Source organism: Allobosea sp. 2KB_26, from assembly GCF_052115715.1.
Classification (GTDB): domain Bacteria; phylum Pseudomonadota; class Alphaproteobacteria; order Rhizobiales; family Beijerinckiaceae; genus Allobosea.
Window position 1 is genome coordinate 77,924 of record NZ_JBFRHE010000011.1, and the last position, 16,897, is coordinate 94,820.

At 65.9% G+C, this 16,897-nt stretch carries 14 protein-coding genes; 4 read left to right on the plus strand and 10 right to left on the minus strand.

The annotated features are described in order from the left end of the window. Positions 1 to 73: 73 nt before the first annotated feature. The 10 genes from AB4099_RS24765 to AB4099_RS24810 all read right to left on the minus strand — a co-directional run bounded on the left by AB4099_RS24765 (position 74) and on the right by AB4099_RS24810 (position 12,035). Complete coding sequence (locus AB4099_RS24765; protein WP_441479994.1) at positions 74 to 844, minus strand: inositol monophosphatase family protein; 771 nt, start codon at positions 842 to 844, stop codon at positions 74 to 76. 12 nt (positions 845 to 856) lie between these two features. After that, positions 857 to 1,636 carry a metallophosphoesterase gene (locus AB4099_RS24770; protein WP_441479995.1) on the minus strand — a complete coding sequence of 260 codons (780 nt, stop codon included), beginning with the start codon at positions 1,634 to 1,636 and terminating at the stop codon, positions 857 to 859. A 7-nt stretch (positions 1,637 to 1,643) separates the two neighbouring features. After that, complete coding sequence (locus AB4099_RS24775; RefSeq protein WP_441479996.1) at positions 1,644 to 2,468, minus strand: carbohydrate ABC transporter permease; 825 nt, start codon at positions 2,466 to 2,468, stop codon at positions 1,644 to 1,646. Next, complete coding sequence (locus tag AB4099_RS24780; protein WP_441479997.1) at positions 2,465 to 3,340, minus strand: carbohydrate ABC transporter permease; 876 nt, start codon at positions 3,338 to 3,340, stop codon at positions 2,465 to 2,467. Before AB4099_RS24780 ends, AB4099_RS24775 begins: the two co-directional genes overlap by 4 nt. Positions 3,341 to 3,374: 34 nt before the next feature. After that, the gene (locus AB4099_RS24785; protein WP_441479998.1) at positions 3,375 to 4,673 is read right to left on the minus strand and encodes an ABC transporter substrate-binding protein; all 1,299 of its coding nucleotides are present in this window, start codon (positions 4,671 to 4,673) and stop codon (positions 3,375 to 3,377) included. Between the two features lie 41 nt (positions 4,674 to 4,714). Next, the gene (locus tag AB4099_RS24790) at positions 4,715 to 5,764 is read right to left on the minus strand and encodes an ABC transporter ATP-binding protein (RefSeq protein WP_441479999.1); all 1,050 of its coding nucleotides are present in this window, start codon (positions 5,762 to 5,764) and stop codon (positions 4,715 to 4,717) included. Positions 5,765 to 5,783: 19 nt separating this feature from the next. Further along, entirely contained in the window at positions 5,784 to 6,620 is an 837-nt protein-coding gene (locus AB4099_RS24795; RefSeq protein WP_441480000.1) for a DeoR/GlpR family DNA-binding transcription regulator, read from the minus strand. A 212-nt stretch (positions 6,621 to 6,832) separates the two neighbouring features. Next, positions 6,833 to 7,501: a 4'-phosphopantetheinyl transferase family protein gene (locus AB4099_RS24800; protein ID WP_441480001.1), complete on the minus strand. Its 669-nt coding sequence runs from the start codon at positions 7,499 to 7,501 to the stop codon at positions 6,833 to 6,835. A gap of 95 nt (positions 7,502 to 7,596) precedes the next feature. Beyond that, the gene (locus AB4099_RS24805) at positions 7,597 to 10,770 is read right to left on the minus strand and encodes an amino acid adenylation domain-containing protein (protein ID WP_441480002.1); all 3,174 of its coding nucleotides are present in this window, start codon (positions 10,768 to 10,770) and stop codon (positions 7,597 to 7,599) included. 11 nt (positions 10,771 to 10,781) lie between these two features. After that, positions 10,782 to 12,035, minus strand: coding sequence for an MFS transporter (locus AB4099_RS24810; RefSeq protein WP_441480003.1), 1,254 nt, complete (start codon positions 12,033 to 12,035; stop codon positions 10,782 to 10,784). Positions 12,036 to 12,476: 441 nt separating this feature from the next. On the opposite strand from AB4099_RS24810, the gene AB4099_RS24815 reads away from it, so the two are divergent. The 4 genes from AB4099_RS24815 to AB4099_RS24830 are packed head-to-tail and all read left to right on the plus strand — an operon-like array spanning position 12,477 to position 16,897. After that, positions 12,477 to 14,045, plus strand: a complete 1,569-nt coding sequence (locus AB4099_RS24815) for an ABC transporter substrate-binding protein (RefSeq protein ID WP_441480004.1) — start codon at positions 12,477 to 12,479, stop codon at positions 14,043 to 14,045. Between the two features lie 11 nt (positions 14,046 to 14,056). After that, complete coding sequence (locus AB4099_RS24820) at positions 14,057 to 14,992, plus strand: ABC transporter permease (protein ID WP_441480005.1); 936 nt, start codon at positions 14,057 to 14,059, stop codon at positions 14,990 to 14,992. Then, entirely contained in the window at positions 14,985 to 15,950 is a 966-nt protein-coding gene (locus AB4099_RS24825; RefSeq protein ID WP_441480006.1) for an ABC transporter permease, read from the plus strand. Before AB4099_RS24820 ends, AB4099_RS24825 begins: the two co-directional genes overlap by 8 nt. After that, entirely contained in the window at positions 15,947 to 16,897 is a 951-nt protein-coding gene (locus tag AB4099_RS24830; protein WP_441480007.1) for an ABC transporter ATP-binding protein, read from the plus strand. The genes AB4099_RS24825 and AB4099_RS24830 overlap by 4 nt, the downstream gene beginning before the upstream one ends.

The following is a 16,897-nucleotide window of genomic DNA, read 5'->3' on the forward strand; positions in this document are numbered from 1 at the left end:
CGCGATGCGGGATGTCAGGTTCCGCCAGCCGGTGGAACCTGAGGCGAACGGCCTTCGACTGCAAACGCGGCCGTCAGGCGTCCGCCATGAGCAGCTCCGGCTCGAGCAGGGCAAGGAACGCCGGCGACCCCGCCGCATAGCGAAGCTTCTCGTCGAGCTTGGCGCTGCGCCAGTCGACCGTGTTGTCGATCCCGAGCGCGCTCAGGATCGGCAGGCACGCCATCACATCCCAGCTTGCCTCGCCGAGGCCGATATAGCCGTCGACATGGCCAAGGGCGAGTTCGATCAGCGAGATCGTCGAGGAACCGCAGCACCGGAACGCCATGCGCTGCGCCATGATGAAATTCAGCACCGCGTGCTGATCCGCCGGCGAGACCGCAGGATGCAGCCCGACGCCGATGCAGCCGCGCTTCAGGTCGAAACGGGGCCCGCGTCCGAGCAGCGCCCCGTTCATGGTGGGCGCAACCCCATCGCCGCCGACCAGCATCTGCCGGCGCACCGGCGCATTGACGACGCCGAAGCGCGGTTGCCGGTTTTCGAACAACCCGATCGAGATCGCCCACTGGTCGCCGCCGCGCACGAAGTTGAAAGTGCCGTCGATCGGATCGATCACCCAGGTCCGGCCGGAGCGCCCGGCGATCGCCGCTCCCTCCTCGCCGAAGATGCCATCATCGGGATAGAGCGCGTGCAGCCGCTCGGTCAGGAAATGCTCGACCTCACGGTCGGCGGCGGTGACGAGGTCGAGATGCCCCTTCGTCTCGACCGCATTGGGGCTGAGCTCCTTGAAATGGCGTAATGCGATCTCGCCCGCCTCTTCGGCGAGGGTCTTGATGTCGCTCTGCATGAATATCTGTCCTCAGAGTGAGACGTAGCGCGTGTGGACGGCGCCGCCGCCCTGCGCTTCGATGCGGTGGATGAAATAGGCGTAGGGTTCGCTGACGAGACCCGGCTCGTGATGGGCGCCCGTCAGCTCCAGCCCGACCTGGAAGGCGGGGCTGCCGCCGACCGCGGCGAGCGCGCCATGCCAGAGCGACTGGTAGGGCCGGTGGATGTGACCGCACAGGATGCGGGTCGGTGCGCGGCGCTGGCCGACGAGCTCGGCCAGCAGGTCGCGGCCCTCGACCAGCGCGTTGTCGTCGAGCGCGGTCATGCCCGAGGCGAAGGGCGGGTGGTGCATGGTCAGGAGCAGCGGCTCATCCAGCCGGCGCGACAGCCGGTCGCGTGCGAAGGCCTGGCGCTCGGGGCAGAGCCTGCCGGCGACATGGCCGTCGAACAGCGTGTCGAGCGCCAGCACGCGCAGGCCCGCGATCATGGTCTCATAGTGGAGATAGGGCCCGGGCTCGAAGGACACGATGTCGCCGAAGGCGGCACGCATGGTCTGGCGTTTGTCGTGATTGCCGGGCGAGACCACGAGGGGCATCGCCAGCGGCGCAAGCATCTGGCGCAGCAGCGCATAATCGCGCTCCGAGCCGCCATCGGCCAGATCGCCGCTGATCACCACAGCATCGATCCGCGCCGGCAGCGCCGCGATGTCGGCGATCACCGCGCGCGCCGTGCGTTCGGCATCGTCGCGGACCAGCGAGGTTTCCTTGCTGTCGGCGAAGACGTGGAGGTCAGAGATATGCGCGATCAGCATGGTGTCCTCAACGAATGCCCGCGCGCACGAAGCTCTGCACGAATTGGCGCTGGAAGATCAGGAAGGCGATGAGGAGCGGCGCGACCGAGAGCATCGTCGCCGCCGTCACCAGGCTCCAGTCGATGCCTTGCTCGACGGTGGCGAAGACCTGGAGGCCGACCGTGATCGGACGGGTCTGCACGGAGTTGGAGACGACGAGCGGCCAGAGGAAGTTGTTCCAGTGGTAGCTCACGGTCACCAGGCCGTAGGCGACATAGGTCGGCTTGGCGATCGGGACGAAGACGCGCAGCAGGATCTGGATCGGGCCTGCGCCTTCCAGCCTCGCGGCTTCCTCCAGCTCCTTCGGCACGCTCTTGAAGGTCTGGCGGAACAGGAAGATGCCGAAGGCCGAGGCGAGATAGGGCAGGGCCATGCCGGTGATGGTGTCGAGCAGGCCGAGCTTGGAGAGCGTGCGGTAATTCTCGACCAGCAGCACCTCCGGCATGATCATCAGCTGCAGCAGCACGATCATGAACAGCACGTTGGAGCCGCGAAACGGGAAGCAGACGAAGGCGTAGGCGGCCATCGTGCAGACCACGAACTGGCAGACGAGGATCAGCGTCACCAGCATGAAGGTGTTGAGGAAATAGCGCGCGAAGGGCGCCGCGTTCCAGACGCGGGCGAAATTGTCGAGCGTCAGCGGTGCGAACAGCTCGAAGCGGGCCGCATAGACCGGCGGATGGAACGCCGTCCAGACCGCATAGAGCAGCGGCGAGACCCAGAGGAGGGCGAGCAGCCAGGCGCCAAGCGTCACCAGCAGTGTCAGCGAGGGGGTGCGATGCTGCAGGCTCATCGATAGTGGACCCGCTTGTCGGCATAGCCGAACTGGAAGAGCGCGATCAGCGCCAGCATGACGAGCAGAACCGCCGTCAGCGCCGCGGCATAGCCGGTGTCCCAGAAGGCGAAGCCGACCTGGTAGACGTAGAACAGCAGGAGCACCGTCGCGTTGTCGGGGCCGCCCTTGGTCATGGCGATGACATGGTCGACGAGGCGAACAGCGCCGATGACGGCGTTGATCGAAATGAACAGCGTCGTCGGCATCAGGAGCGGCAGCGTCACCCGCCGGAAGATCTGGCGGCGGCTGGCGCCTTCGAGTTCGGCCGCCTCGATCAGCGTCGGCGAAATCTGCTGCAGGGCGGCCAGGTAGAAGATCATGAAGAAGCCGGCCTCCTTCCAGATCGTGATGACGATCAGGGCGCCGAGCGCGGTCTCCTTGCTGCCGAGCAGATTGTTGCCCCCAGCCCCGAACAGGCCGAGCGCCTGGTCGACCAGCCCGTAATCCGGCGCATAGAAGAACATCCAGATATTGGCGACGGCGACCATCGGCAGCACGGTCGGGGTGAAATAGGCCATCCGCACCAGGCCCTGGCCGCGCAGTTTGGCATTGACGAACAGCGCCATCGCCAGCGCTAGCGCCATCGAGAGCGGGATCGTCGTCAGTGCGTAGATCGCATTGTTGGTCAGGGCCTTCCAGAACACCGGGTCCGCGATCATCGTCTGGTAGTGATCCAGGCCGATGAAGACGGAAGCCCGGCGCCCGCGCGGCGTCGAGTAGAGACTGTTGCCGAGCGTCGCCAGGATCGGCTGATAGGTGAAGACCCAGAGCAGGACGGCTGCCGGCAAGAGCAGCAAGGCGCCGTACAGCGCGTTGCGGGATGCAGTCATCGTCCGGCTCCGATCCTGGCTGCGCTCGGAGGCATCATTTCTTGTAGGGCTTCAGGATGCGCTCGATCTCGGCCTGCGCATCGGCCATGGCCTTCTCCGGCGTCTTCGCCCCGGTCAGTGCGGCGGCGAGCCCGTCGTTCAGCGCCTTGGTGGTCCGGGCGTTCTCATGCGTCGAGAATTCCGGCACCGACGCCGCGATCTGCTTGCGCGCCACCTCGGCGGCCGGCAGCTTGGCGACATACTCCTTCAGGTTGGGCTGGTTCCAGGCGCCGTCGCGCGGGGCGACATAGCCGGTCTGGATGGCCCAGTCGGCCTGGATTTCGTCCGAGGTCAGGAACTTGATCAGCTTGAAGGCCGCTTCCTTCTCCTCCTTCGGGGCGCCGGAGAAGATGTAGAAATTGCCGCCACCGAGCACCGAAGCGGGCGCGACCTTGCCTGGATAGGGCGCGAGGCCGAAGTCGAACGTCGCGTTCTTGGCGATGTTGGTCAGGTTGCCGGTCGTCGTCCAGATCATGGCGATGCGGCCTTCGAGGAAGTCGGTCGGGGTCGTGCCCCATTCCTGGATGCCGGGCGGATGCATGCCATGGACCTTGCCGAGATCGACCCAGAACTTGAGCGCTTCGACGACCTTGGGATCGGTGAGGTAGCTCTCGTTGCCGGCGTCGTTCATCAGCCTGGCGCCGTTCTGGGCGGCGAGCGCACCAAACAGCCATTGCGCCGAGCCTACATTGCCGGGAATGCCGACGCCCCAGCGCGTCACCTTGCCGGACGCGTCCTTCTTCACCACCGCCTTGCCGTAGGCGACCATCTCGTCCCAGGTGGTCGGCGGCTTGTTCGGGTCGAGGCCGGCTTCGGCGAAGGCCTTCTTGTTCCAGTAGAGCACTGCAGTCGAACGCTGGAACGGCACGGCCCAGAGCTTGCCATCGACCTGCGCGCTCTTGAGATAGGCCGGCATGAAGCCGGCGATCCAGGCCTTGTCCTCCGGCGTCCCCGCGAAATCGTCGACCGGCTGGACGACGTCCTCGTCGATCAGCGTGAAGATGTCGGTGGCGAGCAGCACGGCCGTGGTCGGCGGCTTCCCGCTCTTGGCTGCGGTCAGCGCCTTGGTCGTCGTGTCGTTATAGTTGCCGGAATAGACCGGGACCACGTCGATCTCCGGATTGGCCGCCTTGAACTTCGCGACATAGCCGTCGATGACCTGCACCAACGGGCCGCCGACCTGCACCGGATAGTAGAATGTCACCTGCGTCTTGGCCTCGGCCGCGGCCGTGAAACCCGTCAGCGCCAGCGACGCGATGGCCGCCCTGAAGCCTGTCATCCTGAAATGCTGCATTGTGCTTCCTCCCTGTTTTCTTGTGTCGAACGTCGTTGTCGTCAGGCCGCGTCGCACCGCAGGCCGGTCTCCTCGTCGAAGATATGCGCCGCGATGTGCGGCCAGCTCAGGTGGACCGCCGTGCCCATGCCGAGGCTGGGCTTGCCCGGCATGCGGACCAGCACGCGCTGCGAGCCGGCCCGGCAGGCGATGATCGAATCCGCGCCGAAATACTCGGTGGTCTCCACCGTGGCCGGCAGCCCCTCGGACCCCAGCGCGACATGCTCCGGGCGGACGCCGAGGACGACCGGCCTCCCACCGGCTGGCCCCACGGCAGGTCCCGTGCTGCCGGCGACGACCGCACCGCCCTCGCGGGCATCGAGCGCCAGGATGTTCATCGGCGGCGTTCCGATGAATTTTGCCACAGTGATCGAGGCCGGCCTTTCGTAGAGATCCGCCGGCGCGCCGTTCTGCTCGATCCGGCCCTGGCGCATCAGGATGACCCGGTCGGCCATGCTCATCGCCTCGGTCTGGTCATGGGTGACGAAGACCATGGTGATCCCGAGCCGCTGCTGCAAAGAACGGATTTCGTTGCGCATTTCGGAACGCAGCTGAGCATCGAGATTGGAAAGCGGCTCGTCGAGCAGGCAGATCGGCGTCTCGGCGATCAGGGCCCTGCCGAGCGCGACGCGCTGCTGCTGCCCCCCGGAAAGCTGGCTCGGCCGGCGGTCGAGGAGAGTAGCGAGGCCGAGCAGATCGGCGACGTGCTTCAAGCGCGCTGCCTGCCCCGCCTTCGGAACGCCGCGCACCGACAGGCCGAAGGTCACGTTCTCGGCGACGTTCAGGTGCGGAAACAGCGCGTAGGACTGGAAGACCATCGAAAGGTTGCGTTTCGAGGCGGGCAGGGCGGTGACGTCGCGCCCCGCCAGCACGACGCGCCCGGCGCTGACCGCATCCAGCCCTGCGATCAGCCTGAGCGTCGTCGACTTGCCGCAACCCGACGGCCCGAGCAGGGCGACGAACTCACCCGCCCTGGTGTCGAAGCTGATGTCGTCGACGGCTCGCAGCCCACCCCAGCTTTTGACGAGGTTCTCGACCCTGATATCGGCCATTCGTCCTCCCAGCGCCGGTTCAGGCGAAGATGAATTTTTTCATGGTCTTGTCCGGCAGCGCGGCGACGTGGGGACGCGCCTCGCGGCCGGTGACGACGTGATCGACCCGATCGAGCGGCGCGATCACCGACAGCGCCGTCCGCTCGAATTTCGAATGGTCGGCGACGACGATCACCGTCTGAGCGATATCGATCATCGCCTGCTGCACCGCGGCGACTGCCGGCTGCTGCGTGCAGATCAGGCCGCGCTTCAGATCGACCGAGGACACGCTGAGCACCGCCTTGTCGACGTTGAACTTTCGGACCATCTCGGCCGCGAGCGGGCCGGCGAAGGAGTGATTGATATCGACATATTCGCCGCCGATGACATGGATCTGCCGGGCGCCGGCCGCGGCAAGGACCGCCAAGACGTCCGCTCCATTGGTGACGAAGGTCAGTGTCGGGTTGCCCGCCACCCGGCGAGCGACCTCGAGCGCGGTGGTGCCGCTATCGATGAGCACGGCGTCGCCATCGACGATGAGGCCGGCCGCGATCTCGGCGATGCGCCCCTTTTCATCCGCATGGCTCTGCGCCCGGACGGAATTGGTGTTTTCGAACGTGACCTGATTGACGCTGACGGCCCCGCCATGGGTCCGTCGCAGCAGTCCGCGCGCCTCCAGCTCGGTCAGGTCACGGCGAATCGTGGCGGTGGAGGCTGAAAGCTCCCGCCGCAACGCCTGAACGTCGACGAAGAGATGCGTTCGCAAATGCTGCAAGACCAACGCCTGGCGCTCCGGGGCGGAGAGGACGCGCTCTAAGGCGACGTCGTCGCCATCCGGATCGTCATCGTCCGAAGGAGGGGAAGATGCGTGCTGCAATCTGGCCTCCGCGAGAGAACATGGCTTGAGCGATTTCGATCACAATACGATTGATATCGATCGCGTCAAGCGCGCAAGCGTCGGCGCCGATCTTGTGCCAATCCGCGTCCGGAGCAATGCGCAGGCGACCCGCTGTTGTCGGGAGACGGCGCGTGCTCGCACGCTCCGCGCCGGGACGACAGGGCGACGCGCCCGGGACGCGCTGACCGGTGTCAGATTTCCGGACGGCGGATCGCTGCGGTCGCGATATGGATGCCGTCATCTGTCAGGTGCGATGTGACGGTTAGGCCCTGGGTGGAGAAACCGCTTCCCGCGGGAAGCGCGATGGCTTGCCCTGGAATGGCGGAAAAACTGCTCATGTTTATCGGTTCGCGCGACCCCAATGACTTCAGCAGCGCCTCCTTGCGACACCAGAGCGTGGTGAATTCGGTTGCGGCAGATCGGGTCGGTCGTGTGCGCAGCCACGCGATCTCTTCGGGGGAGAGCAGGCCTTCAGCCTGGGAGGGCGGATCGCGCGTCGGTTCGATGTCGATGCCGACGCTGATCCCCTCGGCAACGATGCAGCCAACGCAGCTGCGTGCGTGGGACAGCGAGAAATCGATCGCGGGAACGGCAGAATCGGACCGACGCTCAGAAACCAGGGCAGGTTTCTCGATCAGGAAAGGTTTCTTGCCTGGCTGGTGGCTGAGGCGCAGCTCCGCCGGGTTGCCTCCCAGCCGGGACGCCAGGGCGAGCCGCAGCAGACCATGGGCCGCGATAGAGGCGTGCCGATCGGCCTCGAACCGAAATCTCGCCGCGCGCTGCCGTGCCCCAGCATCCAGCAGTCCTGTCAGCAAGGTCCAATCGCGACGGCTGATCTGCGCCAGTCGCAGCAGGTGCACGCTGCCATGCGCTCGCTTTGGCAGTGCATCCGTCAATTCAGGCAGCAGCGCCTGGGAGAGCAGGCGTTGCCCGTCTGCGGTGTCGCTCGTCAGCGTCAGTTGGCGCGCCCTCCCGGCACCAGCATGGCTTTCATCGACCCGGTAAAGATCTCCGCCATCGCAAGGATGGTCTCGCTCCGGTAATTCGGGCGCGTATAGAAGAACTTCATGCGGAAGCAGCCATCCATCACATAGGCATAGACGTGCAGATGGTAGTCCGCGAGGTTGCCTGGCGCGACCGTATCGGGAACGTCCATCAGCGACGGGTGGGGCGGGAGGAAACGCTCGCCGTCGTAATTATCCTCCCAGACATTGCCGATATACTGGAACAATGTGCGCACCTTATCCTCGCGCGCCAGGAGCTCGGCCCGCGGATCGTTTGAATAGTAGCGTAGCGCGCTGTGTCCGATGCCATTGTCGGGGACGGCGCGGTATTGCGCCGCGACCGCCTCGAGCGCTGCAGCCAGGGCAGCCTCGCTGTCGAGCTCGCCATCGGGCAGGCGGGCGGTGATCGGCGTGTGGGTGATGAACCAGCCCACCGTGCGCGAGGGATCGGCCGCGCGGATGCAGCTCTCCCGGCCATGGGCGACCTTGTGGAAGATCAGGTTGCGCTGGCCCGACAACCGGTTGGCCGTGACGGCGAGACTGGCGACGGTGGCGTGGATCAGGGTCGATTGAGCCGCGCCGCCCAGCCGCTCGCGCAGGCCTGCCATCTCGGCTGCATCGAGAACCTCGAAACCATGGCTGTCGATGTCACTCTGCAGGGCTCCCTCGTCCTGCGCATCCTCCGGGAAGGGCGGGGCGTCGCTCGCCTCGCCGATCCAGTAATCGAGCTGCGCCTCGGCTTGCGGGCTGCGCGCATAGGCGATCACCTGCTCCACCCATTGGTGATAGGGCGTGGTCTGGGCCGGCAGCACGGCAGGCTTGCCGGCTTCGAGGGCATCATAGGCGCTGCGCAGATCCTCGAGCGTGATCTGCAGGGACAGGGCGTCCGTGACGAGCTCGTGCATCGTCAGGAAGAGATGGTGGTTGCTGCCAGCTGGATCGGCGAACAAGGCGACCGTCATCACGGGACCGTTTGCAATGTCGAGGGTCGCGTGCAGACGCTCGATCTCGCTGCTGATGAAGCCGAGCTGCGTCTCAAGAGGCGCTGCGGGCAACGCCAGGACGTGCACCGGTACGCGTTGGGCTTCCGGCAGCGCGATGTAGCGCTGGGCATACTGGCCGTCAGGGCCCTTGGTGAAACGCAGGCGCAGCGTATCGTGATGGGCGATGACTTCATGCAGCGCGCCCTGCAGCAGGGCCGGGTCGAGCATGGCGCCGAGACGGGTGATGAAGCCGACATTGAACATGTCGGGGTTCGGCCTGGCCCAGGTGAAATAATAGGTCTGCATCGGACTGAGCGGCGAGACCGCGCCGGGCGTCGTCCAGGCGCTGGCAACGCTCGTCCCGCCCTGGAGCAGGGCGGCGAGCGCGCGGATCGTCGGATGGTCGTGGATGTCGGCCGGCGTCAGGACGATGGCGTCGGCTCTCGCACGCGCGGCCACGCGAAAGGCCTGGATGGAATCGCCGCCAATCTCGAAGAAATTGTCGTCCATGCCGACGCGGGACTGCCCCAGTACCGCCCTCCAGATCGCCAGAAGGCGGCGCTCCATCTCGGTCGAAGCCGCGTCGGCTTCCTCCGTGGCGGGGGCGTCGTCCGTCACCGTCAGGGCGTTGCGATCGAGCTTGCCGTTGGGAAGCCGCGGCAGCGCCTCGATCTGGATGAAGCGCGACGGCACCATGTAGTCGGGCAGGCGCGTCAGCAGAAATCGGCGCAATTCGCCGGACAGGGCGCTGTCGAAGCTGTCGCCGGCCGGCAAGACGCAGAAGGCGACCAGTTGCCGTCCTCCCGCCGTTTCCGCGGCGCTGACGGCGCAGGCACGGATCTTCGGATGGGCTGCGAGCGTCGTCTCGATCTCGCCGGGCTCGATGCGAAAGCCTCTGATCTTGATCTGGAAATCCTTGCGGCCGATATAGTCGAGCTCGCCATCGGGCCGGGTCGAGACCATGTCTCCGGACCGGAACAGCCGCGCATGCTCGCTCTCGCCGGGCGCGGCGAACGGATTGGGAACGAAGGCCTGGGCGGTCAGGTCCGGGCGTCCGAGATAGCCTTTCGCAAGACCTGGGCCTGAGACGCAGAGTTCGCCCGCGACGCCGGGGCCGACGGGCTGGAGATGGTCATCGACGACATGGACGCGCATCCGCCCGATCGGCTTGCCGATCGAGACGATCTTGCCCGTCAGCGCAGCGGGGGTGACGGTGCAGCAGGTGGCGTCGGCCGCCATCTCCGAGGAGCCGTAGAGATTGATCAGCGTGACGCTCTCGCCGAGTTCCGTGACCTGGCGGGCAAGCTCGCTCGGAAGCAGTTCGCCTGACGATGTCAGATAGCGCAGATAGGGCAGGCGGGTGCCGGTCGCGCGGGCAGCTTCGATCAGGGCCGCCAGCAGGGATGGCACCAGGATGAGGCGCGTGATGCGCTCATCGGCGAGAAGCTGCAGCAGCTGGAAGGGATCGCGCGCCGTCGCGTCATCGGCGACGACGCTGGGAATGCCCTTCAGCAGGCCGCCGAGCATTTCCCAGATCGAGTCGACGAAATTCAGCGCGGTCTTGCTGCAGCAGGTTTCGCTGCTCTCGAACGGGAATTCCTGCCACATCCATTCAAAGCGGCTGAGCATCGCGGCATGCGAGCCGAGAATGCCCTTGGGTCGGCCGGTCGAACCGGAGGTGTAGACGACATAGGCCGTGCGCTCGGGACCATCGGGCGGCGCTGCCGGCACGTTGCCCGGTGCCGGCAGCGGCCTGTCGAGATTCAGGAGCGCGCAGCCGGATTCGCGGAGGAAGGCCGCGCCATGCGTCGAATCCAGCGTCAGCACCACCGGCGCGGCTGCGTCCTCCAGCATGAAGCGCAAGCGGTCCTCGGGATAGGACGGATCAAGTGGCACCCAGGCGCATCCCGCCTTGAGAATGCCGAGAATGCCGGCGACAGCCGCGATGCCGCGCGGCATGCACAGGCCGACCAGCCTTGTCTCGGTTGCGCTCTCGCTGGCCGGCATGAGCTCACGGATGGAAGTGGCGATCTCCTGCGCCCAGGCATCGAGCTCGGCATAGCTCAGCCGCCGTTCTCCAGCTTTGATCGCCAGTGCGGCGGGCATGCGCCGCGCCGTGTCCTCGAAAATGCGGTGGAACATGGAGATCCCCATCAGATCTGGCGGGCAGCGGCCGGCGATGCCTTCGGTGGCGATGACATCAGGAGCGCACTCGCAGCCAGCGTGGCGAGGCACAGCCAGAACGGCGCGAAATAGCTGATCGCGCTCAGGGCTCCGTTGAGAATCGAAGACAGGCCCCAGACGAGGGCATTGATCGCGATCGCGATCCCGAGGACCCAGCCCTGGCGATCATCGCTGACGGCGCGGGAAAACAAGGTGATGATCGCGCCATAGGCGACCGATACGGCAATCGCCGTGGGGAAGGCGATGATCCAGAGCAGGCCAAGGTTGGGGGCTGCGAGCGAGGCCGCGATCAGCCCCGCGGTACCAGACAATGACCATGTCGCGATGGCGCGCGGGTCGAACCGCTTCTCGAGCAGGGGCAGGCAGAGGCCGTAGGCGATGCAAAAGCCGATGCCGAGGGTGGCCATGAGCAACGAGATGGTTCCCGCATCCTCGCTGAAGCGGTTCAGCACGAGGCTTGGCAGGAACAGGAAGTAGGTTCCCCAAGCGGTCTGCATCAGGCCGAAGACGAGCATCAGATGACGGATCGCAGGATCACGCAGCGCGGTGCGAAACCCTGACACGCCCATCAGCAGATTGATTGGCGCTGGCTCTGCCTGGGGTCGAGGTTCGCGTGCCTCCCGGAAGGCCGTCGCGATCAGGACGAGTCCGATCAGGGCGCCGCCGGCCGTCAGGGCCATCGGAAGGATGAAATCCGACAGAACCGCAGCCGCATCATGCGAGAACGCCCCTCCGATCAGCGGGCCGACGATGAAGCCGAGCGACGACGCGAACAGGCAGAGGCTGAGCGTGAGCGCTCGCGTCTGGCTGCTGCTCGCATCCACGGCTGCGGCCTGCGCGACAGCCTGGCTGCCTGCAGTGGCCCCTCCGATGAAGCGGCCGATCAGCAGCAGGGCGACGAGATTATAGGCGATGGCGCCGCCGATCAGCGCAAAGCTCAGGGCCATGCCGAGCATGCAAAGGATCAGGATCCGCTTTCGCCCGATGCGGTCGGAGATCTCTCCGAGCACCGGTGCGGCATAGAGCATGACGAGCTCGTAGAGGCCGAGCGCGACGCCATAGACGAGATAGCGCAGGCCGGGTGGCGCTGCCGCCATCATCAGCGGCTGATCGCCGATGAGCGCCGCGGCAAGGACCGGCACGACGATCGTGTAGCCGATGCTGTCGATCAGGATGATGGCAAGGAGGGGGCTGACGCGCAGGATGATGTGCAGCGTCGTCATGCCGACAATTCCGACCGGCGCACCCTGTGCCGGGATTCTGCAGGGAAGGGCACATCCCGGTCAAAGGTCATGACGTCAAAATCTGCCTATCCATCCGGAACCGGCAACGCATGAACTGTCCGTTCGAAACGTTACGTCATGAAAACGTTCACACATCCATCTGTTGTGATCTGTCGGAAAGGTCAAGGCGCAAACTCCAGCCGATCCGCGCTCCCAAAGGCGGCCGTCTTCAGAGAGCTGGCTCGGTTGGTTTGAACAGTTCCGTAGTCGTTGCGCAGTGGATTTTCACCTTGGCTATGCTGCTCGGGGGCCGCTTCCGCCCATGGTGGGCACGAGCCGTTCGTGCGGGCTTGCGGAACCGTGAGGCAGGCCACTTGACAAGTAAGATCTCTGGTGAAACGTTTCCACCAACGATGGAAACGTTTCCACGAGGGGATTGCCATGATGTATGACTCTCTCAATCGCCGCGCTTTCCTCCAGGGCGGGGCGGCAGTCGTCGGGGGGCTTGGTCTTCCTTTCACGGCGCAGGCGGCGGATGAGCGAACCCTGGTCGTGGCGATCCCATCGAACCCATCGACCTTCGATCCGATCAACCAGGGCAACCACGATGCCATGGTGGTCAATCAGCTCATCTTCGAGAACCTGATCGAGATCGACGGAGAGGGGCGGCGCCGGCCGCTGCTTGCAAAGTCGCTGCCTGCGATCTCCGAAGACCGGACCGAATATACCTTTGAACTTCGGGACGACGTCGCGTTCCAGAACGGGCAGCCCTTCACGGCCGAGGACGTCAAGTACAGCTACGACTATATTCTCGACCCGGCCAACAAGGCGCTGCGGCGCTCGGTCTGGACGAATATCGAATCCGTCGAAGTTCTGTCGCGCCATCGGGTGCGCTTCAAGATGAAGGCGCCGTTCCGGCCCTTCCTCGACTACATGACCAAATATATGGGTATCTTTCCGGCCGGGAGCCGCGAGAAATACGGCAACGAGATCTTCCAGCAGAGGCCGGAGGGCCTCGGAACCGGGCCCGGCATTTTCGTCTCCGCGCGGTCCAACGATGTCGTCGAATTCCGCCGCAACCCGCATTACTGGCGCAAGGATCTGCCGGGCTGGGACCGGTTGCGCGTGCGGATCGTCTCCGAGGAGGCGGCGCGCATCGCGTCGCTGATGTCGAAATCGGTCCACATCATCGGTGCGCCGCCCGTCCGCGACTATCTGCGTCTGCGGCAGGCCAAGGCGCAGGGCATCACCGGCGCGAGCCGCCCTGCGCTCGGCAGCATGATGCTGATGATCCATAACACCCGAAAGCCACCCTTCGACGACCCCGATTTCCGCAAGGCCGTTTCGCTGGCGACCGATCGCAAGACCATCGCCGAGAAGATCTTCAACGGCCTGGTCGAGCCCTCGGCAGTACCCGCTCCCGCCTCGGCTTGGTGGTACAATGCCAAGGCTGCCGAAGACCTGGCCTTCAACCTGGAAAAAGCGAAGGCTCATCTCGCCAAATCCCGTTATGCCTCCGGGGCCGAATTCGAGTTGCTGTATTCGTCGCAGGGTTATCTGCTGGACGTCGCGGACGCGGCCCTGTTCATCCAGGCATCGCTGGCCCGGCTCGGTATCAAGGTCAAACTCCAGCCGCTTGAGACCGGCCAGCTCATCGAGCAGGTCTTTGGCGGCAACCAGACCTCCGCGCTCATGGCCGTGATCGGCCCGTCCGATCCGACCTTCATCATCCAGGGCATCTATACGCCGAACCAGGTGATGACGCGAAGCTCCGGCTACAGCAACGAGCGGCTCAATACGCTCCTGACCGAGAGCTTCCGCGTCGACGACGAAAGATCTCTGGGACCGATCCTGGCCGATATGCAGGCGATCCTGGCGGCGGACTCGCCCTCAACCTGGATCGGTGCGGTCCACAGCTTCAACCTCTGGCGCAGCAATGTGCAGGGTTTTGAGCCGAATACCGGGATTACGCTGCGCCTGACCGACGCGGCCGTCGCCGACCTGCGCTGAGGCGAGACACCATGTGGTTTGCCAGTCGCGTACTCAGCAGTCTTGCCGTGCTCGTCGTGGTCAGCGCGCTGCTCTTCGCGCTCACGCGCCTGACGCCGCTCTCGCCCGCGCGGATCGTGCTCGGCACTGACGCCACCGTCGAGCAGATCCATGAGTTCGAGCGCGATCGCGGCCTCGACCGCGCTCTGCCCGCCCAATACGCGGCATGGGTCGCGCAGCTTCCCCGCTCGGGGTTCGGCGCCTCCTACATCACCGGCCGCTCGATCGATCTCGAGCTGCGCGAGAGCCTGCCCGTCACCGTCGAGCTGGTGGTGGCGACCTTTCTCCTGACGCTGGCCGGCGCGATTCCGCTCGGCCTGATCGCCGGGCTGACGGAAGATCGCTGGCCGGACCACCTGATCCGGGTGCTGTCCCTGATGGCCGTGTCGGTTCCAGGATTCTGGCTCGCCCTGATCCTGATCCGTGTCTTTGCCGTCAGGCTCGGCTGGGTGCCGCCGATCGGGATCACGCCGCTGGCGGAAGGCTGGCACGCCCATCTCGCCTCCCTGGTGCTGCCGGCCCTGTCGATCGCGCTCTACTATATCGGTGCGCTCAGCCGCCTGATGCGCGCCTCCGTCATCGAGATCCTGGGTCAGGACTACGTCCGCACGGCGCATGCTCTCGGTCTGAGGCGAAGCCTGGTTGCACGCTACGTGGTGAAGAACGCACTTCCGCCGTTCGTCAGCGTCGCCGGCATGTCGTTCGGCTACATGTTCGGCTGGGCGATCATCATCGAGCTGGTCTTCAACATACCAGGTCTTTCGCGGGCCCTGCTGACCGCCATCACGCAGCGCGACTATCCGATGATCCAGGCCACCGTCCTGGTCGTCACGGTGATGTTCATCCTCTCGAATCTCGCTGCCGATCTCATCCAGCGGCTGATCAACCCGAGGCTGAGACATGCTTGACGCCGCGCGTTCGACAGTACCTGCGCCACTGGCCACGGCCGCCGGCATCCGCGCCGTGCCCCGGCTGTCCGGGCTTACAGGCACGATGCGCCGCCTTGCTCAGACGCGCATCGGCCTGGTCGGGTTGGTCATCGTCGGCTTCGTCGTCCTGGCTGCGCTTCTCGCTCCCTGGCTCCCTCTGCACGATCCGCTCGATCTGATGATGGAGCATCGGCTGGAGCCTCCGGGGCCGTCATTCCTGCTGGGCACCGACGAGGTCGGCCGCGATATCCTCGCCCGGCTCGTCTGGGGCGCGCGTGGATCCCTGATGATCGGCGTACTGACCGTCGCGATCGGCCTCTCCGGCGGGCTCTTGGTCGGCATCCTCTCCGGATATTACAGCGGCACGCTCGTCGAAACCGTCCTGCTCGGCCTGATGGATATTTTCGCGGCGATTCCGCTGCTCGTCTGGGCGATCGCGATCGTCGGCATTTTCGGCGCCGGGTCGGTGCAGCTGGGGCCGCTGGTGCTCCCCAACGAAGCCAAGATCATTCTCCTTGTCGGCCTGCTCTTCATCCCCGGGCTGGCGCGCGTCTCCCATGGCCTGGCCCTGGCCGAGGCCAGGGCCGACTACGTGGCGGCGCGGCGCCTGCAGGGCGCGGGGGCCTGGTCCATCATGGCCAGCGACATCCTGCCCAACATCCTCTCGCCGATTTTCGTCCAGGCGAGCGTGCTGATCGGCATCGGCATCATCATCGAAGCCTCGCTGAGCTTCATCGGCCTCGGCGTGCAGCCACCGACCCCGAGCTGGGGCGGAATGCTGGCCGATGCGCGCTCGCTCGCCTTCTCCGATGAATGGTGGGTCGCGACCTGGCCGGGCCTGGCGATCTTCCTGACTGTGATCGGCTTCAACCTCGTCGGCGACGCGCTCCGGACGGTGCTCGATCCCCGGCGGCGTGATGGGGGACCGGCACTATGAGCGCGCCCGTTCTGTCCCTGAATGACCTGTCCGTCGCCTTTGGCCAGGGCGCCGCAGCCCGGACGGTCGTCCACGGCGTCAGCCTCCAGGTGCGGGCCGGCGAGAAACTCGCGATCGTCGGCGAGTCCGGCTCGGGCAAGAGCGTCACCGCGCTTGCGATCATGCACCTGCTCGGGCGCTCGGGCCGCGTCGTGGGGGGCGCGATGAGCCTCGAAGGGCAGGACATCACGGCCATTCCCGAGAGCGCGTGTCGCGACCTGCGTGGCCGCAAGGTGGCCATGATCTTCCAGGATCCGATGACCGCCCTCAATCCCGCCTTCACGATCGGGCGGCAGCTCGTCGACGCCATTCGCAGCCATGACGATCCTGGCCCCGGGGCGGCCTGGTCGGAGGCCGAACAGCTCCTCGGCAAGGTCGGTATCGACGATCCGCGCCGCCGGAGCGGCCAATATCCCCATGAGCTCAGCGGCGGCATGCGCCAGCGCGTGCTGATCGCGATGGCCATCGCCTGCCGGCCGCGCCTGCTGATCGCAGACGAGCCGACGACCGCGCTCGACGTCACCGTGCAGGCCCAGGTGGTTGCGCTGCTGCGCGACATCAGCGCGACATTCGGGATCGCCCTGCTGTTCATCTCGCATAATCTCGATCTGGTCGCGGAGTTCTGCGACCAGATCGCGGTGATGTATCGCGGCCGGATCGTCGAATCCGGCAGCACGGAGGCGATCTTCACCTCTCCGCGCCACCCCTACACGCGCCTCCTGCTGGAATCCGTGCCGCGGCCAGGCCGTCCGCTGCGTGCGGCAGAGCCTGGCCGCCTGACCGGCCCCCCCCGCGAAGGCGCCTGCGATTTCCTGTCCCGCTGCCCTCTGGCGGACACGGACTGCGCCCTGCGGCCGGCCCTCCGGGGCGAGGGCACGCATCTGAGCGCCTGCTGGCGGAGCGCCTGA